Here is a 3,815-nt window from a genome sequence, read left to right as displayed (position 1 = left end):
GGTCTCTGCCATGCTCTACGTGAGCGCCTACGTGGCGAGCAGCATCGGCCTAGTATGGACGCTTTACATGCAGGCGACAGATGGTCGTGGCGCGGCGGTGACTGTAGGGATCGCACTGTTCGTAGCCGGGCAGTTGGTCATCGCCGGATTGGCCTCGGGAGTGCTTGGAGGCCTTCGCGATCAGGACGACAGCCGACAGAAGATCACATATGACGGGGCCTGGCGCCGTTTGGCACTCGGGTTGGAGTTGGCCGGGGCTGTGCGTGCACTGCGAAGATGACGGCTCCAATGCGGCACGAGCCGCCACGCCTGCACATTTAAGGATACAAGCGTTCCTGGCTGACCGGTGCTGTAACGCCAGTGTGCCGACGGCTCTCCGCCCGGGCTATCGGTCGCGTGACCGTTTGGGTGAAGCGGCACGTTGGCTCGGCATCCTCACGGTAGAGTTCGGTTGCTCTGGTGTGCCGAAGTCTGGTCGGCAACCCCCGGCCCATGCCGACATCTTAGGAGATCACATGATCAAGTCCGTCTGTAGTGCGGCTTGCGCTGCTGTCGTGATGCTCGCGCTCAGCGGCTGCTCGGGCGGCTCTGAGACCGCCACGTCCACAACCCCCTCGCCTGTGCCGTCGTCGACGCCGACTCCGACTACCTCGACACCTACGGCCAGCACGCCGAGCGCTGTTCCGTCGACGCCGCCGGCCAAGCCGGCGCGCACGGCGGCGCAATTGGCCAAGGCACTGCTTGCGCTGGCCGATCTGCCGCCCGGGTTCTCTGTCGAGAAGGACGAGGGTGGTGACGACGGTTCCGATGTCACGGTGTCGTCGAAGGATTCCCGGTGCGCGAAGCTGGTCGCGTTCTCCAATGCGGACAACCCGCCCGGGTCGAAGGCATCGGCGGGCCAGTCGTACTCCGGTGGCGCACAGGGACCGTTTGTCGACGAGACCATCGACGCGATGGGCTCGCCCGCTGCCGTCCGGGCGCTGCAGAAGTCCTTCAAGCAGGCCGTCGCCGCGTGCCGCACAATGACCTTGAAGGTTCCGGGCGAGGGGACGTCGCCGATCAGTGTCCGGGAGGTTGCCGCACCGCAGGTCGGCGCCGATCCGGTCGCCGTGCGCTTCACCGCGACCTCCGGGCCCTTGGAGGGGTTCGAGGTCACGATGGTCACCACGGGCGTTGACGACGTCGTCCTAGCGCTCACGGTGGTCAACGGCCTGCCCGAAGACATCGACGGCGCGACCTCGGCTGCGGTCGAGAAGGCACAGGACGTCCTCGGCGCGACCAAGTCCGGCACCTGACTATCAATCTGGCGGCACTATCAATCTGGCGGCGCGCGGAGAAGGCCGCTGGCCGGGTCGGTGTGAATGGTTGACGACCGGATCACCCGGATCGAACGAGAGCGAACTCCGCGCGGCGCCCGACCGACAACCGGCCACAGGCGACGCGCGGAAGGCCAAGGGAGCGCGGCATGCCGCGTGAGCCCGCGGTCGCTCTGGCCGGAGGACTGGAAGACTGGCAGATGTTCTCGGTGTCCGACTGGAAGGAGCGCCGGCGCGCGGCCGAGCGCATAGGCCGCAGCGCGGGGGCTCCCCGTCCGAGCAGGCCCTGACCCACGCCATGGCCGCACAGAGAGACCGGGCCACGCCACCTGCTCAACCCCCGGCGCAGTTCGCCTCCCATATCGACTCCCTCGGCCCGAACCCGAGCATGCCACCTGGTCGTTCAAACCCCACCACGGCTCCGTCGCCAGCAGCCAGCGACGCTGAAACGCCGGACCCACCTACGAAGCCCTACAAGCAGCCGCCACGCGCCGGCGAACCCGGAACTGAGCGAGAACCTCACCGACTGCATCACCATCCTGTAAGAACTCGTCGCCTACCTCGGCAAACCTCCGCAGCAGCAGCGAAGTTCACGAATCCTCGCCCCGGCGAACAACTCGACGTCGGCGACTCGTCGGCCGACCGCTCGGCAACCCGGCGAAGAACTAGGTAAACCTTTTCGAGTGGGCTTTCCCGCCTGGGTTCTTCCGCGTGGTGCGGGTCGTGGTGCGAAATCACGAGACCTATGGTGCATTCGGTGCCCCGTGGCGGCGGGCGTGTGAACGAAAGTGTTGGTAGAGAGCGGATGCGACGCTGTCGGTCCTACTCGTAATGAGAAGGTCATCGGCTCGATTCCGCAAGCGGCTGCACCCAGACCAACCGGTCGGGCACCACTCAACATCGGGAATTCGGCGTTTAGCGCCTCGATCGCTTTTGGTGCCCCAGTGGTGCCCGCGTCCCACCGAGTGGCATCAGTTCGCGCCGGCGCCGCGAGCGCCGGGTCGGGGCATTCGGGCTCCAAGCAGGTTGGCTGCCTGCTTGTCTGATTCGGCCACCCACGCGGCGTAGACCCGAAGGGTCGTCGTGCCACCCCCGCCGTGGCCGAGGCGGCCCGCCACGGTGCGAATATCTACGCCGGACCTGATCAGCTCCGTCGCTGAATAGTGCCGCAGCGTGTGCAGATGACTCTTGATGCCCAACTCGGCGCACATCTTCGCGTAACGGTGGCTGATGCCGTCGGGATTGCACGGCCGGCTGTGGTCGGCTTCGTAGGAGAACACAAATGCGGATTCGTTGAATGCCACCGCTAGCGACTCGACTTGCTGCTGGCAGTTCCGACGGTGTGCGTCTAGCAGTTCGACGGTTGCCGGATCGAGGCTGATTCGGCGCATCTGATGCGTCTTGGTGTCCTTCTCCCGCGCTTTCCCGTTTCGGCGGGTGAAGTTGCGTCGGATCTCAAGGACACCGGTGTCGAGGTGAACGTCGTGCCACCGAAGCGCAAGCAGTTCACCGCGGCGCGCGCCGGTCACCATCTTCAGCCAGATCAACATGCCCCAGGCCAGGTCCTGTTCCCACGCCGCCGTAACGATCCGCGTCCCTTCATCAGCGGTTGGCGGCTGCGGCTGCGGGGGTGGCTGCTTCGGCTTCTTGGCTTCCGCGGCGGGATTGCTGTCGATCCACTCCCACCGAACTGCGGCGGCGAGCGCACCGCTAATCACGAAGTGAATCTTGCGGACAGTTCCTGCGGCCAGCGGCTTGCAGACGTGGGGCTGGCACTCAATGACCTGGCACCCTGCCGCGGTGCAGTCATGTTCTGCGCGCGACTTCGCTGAGGGCCGACCCGGCGGCCGTCGATGCTTTACAGTTCGACACTCGTGCTCGCCGGCAGTTCGGTGCTCGATGAACGGCTTCCCATTGCAGCGGTAGCTGCACCGACGTAGTTGCGCGTAGAACTGCTCCAAGGCGCGGGTCCCGATCTTCGAGATCGGACATCGCCGAGCGCCGGACCAATGGTCCGAGCCGCCAGCTCGCGGTACCTGTCCAGCGTCGACTCATCCGCTTCGTGGACTTCGAGCCATGCGTCCAACGCGTACGCCAGGGTTGCCTTCGTCGCGGCGTTCCGCTGACGATCCACCTTCGCCAGGAGCCGCGACCTGATCTCGGGGATCTTCTTCTCGTCGCGGGTGGACTCGCTCAGGTACGAGTCCTTCCTCGTCACAGGATCTACGCCGGCGTACACCAGCACCTGATGAGAGTTGCCCCGCTTGCGGACGTATCCCCGCTCGCGACCGCCAGCAGCGCGCCGTCCAGCCATGGATCAGATGGTACCCATTGTCAGATCCATTGACAGACAGCCGAAAATGTGATCACGGAGTGTAGTAATGCCTGGTCAAGCGTGGAGCCGGTGAGGGGACTCGAACCCCTAACCACCGCTTTACAAGAGCGGTGCGCTGCCAGTTGCGCCACACCGGCGGGTGTTGTGCCGGTCCATCTTAGGGG

General features: G+C 65.5%; 4 protein-coding genes and 1 tRNA gene. 2 read left to right on the top strand and 3 right to left on the bottom strand.

All coding sequences use genetic code 11. From position 1 onward, the window contains the following. Together E1218_RS37665 and E1218_RS35130 are read left to right on the top strand one after the other, a co-directional pair. A partial coding sequence (locus tag E1218_RS37665; RefSeq protein ID WP_233712684.1) for a hypothetical protein occupies positions 1-280 on the top strand: 280 nt, incomplete at its 5' end. A gap of 235 nt (positions 281-515) precedes the next feature. Beyond that, positions 516-1,295, top strand: coding sequence for a hypothetical protein (locus E1218_RS35130; protein ID WP_165949564.1), 780 nt, complete (start codon positions 516-518; stop codon positions 1,293-1,295). Between the two features lie 992 nt (positions 1,296-2,287). Here the strand turns inward: E1218_RS35130 and E1218_RS36880 are convergent. The 3 genes from E1218_RS36880 to E1218_RS35120 form a co-directional block, all read right to left on the bottom strand. Beyond that, the gene (locus E1218_RS36880; RefSeq protein ID WP_202866367.1) at positions 2,288-3,034 is read right to left on the bottom strand and encodes a tyrosine-type recombinase/integrase; all 747 of its coding nucleotides are present in this window, start codon (positions 3,032-3,034) and stop codon (positions 2,288-2,290) included. Positions 3,035-3,174: 140 nt separating this feature from the next. Then, complete coding sequence (locus E1218_RS36875; RefSeq protein WP_202866366.1) at positions 3,175-3,630, bottom strand: hypothetical protein; 456 nt, start codon at positions 3,628-3,630, stop codon at positions 3,175-3,177. Between the two features lie 82 nt (positions 3,631-3,712). Next, a tRNA-Thr gene (locus E1218_RS35120) sits at positions 3,713-3,788 on the bottom strand. Positions 3,789-3,815 lie beyond the last annotated feature (27 nt).

The sequence above is a fragment of the Kribbella turkmenica genome, from assembly GCF_004348725.1.
Classification (GTDB): Bacteria; Actinomycetota; Actinomycetes; order Propionibacteriales; family Kribbellaceae; genus Kribbella; species Kribbella turkmenica.
This window is presented reverse-complemented; position numbering and strand designations above follow the sequence as displayed.

Bases quoted from the DNA above. Each gene is read 5' to 3' on its own strand.
- E1218_RS35130 (WP_165949564.1), top strand. From the start codon at position 516: ATGATCAAGTCCGTCTGTAGTGCGGCTTGCGCTGCTGTCGTGATGCTC.
- E1218_RS36875 (WP_202866366.1), bottom strand. From the start codon at position 3,630: ATGGCTGGACGGCGCGCTGCTGGCGGTCGCGAGCGGGGATACGTCCGC.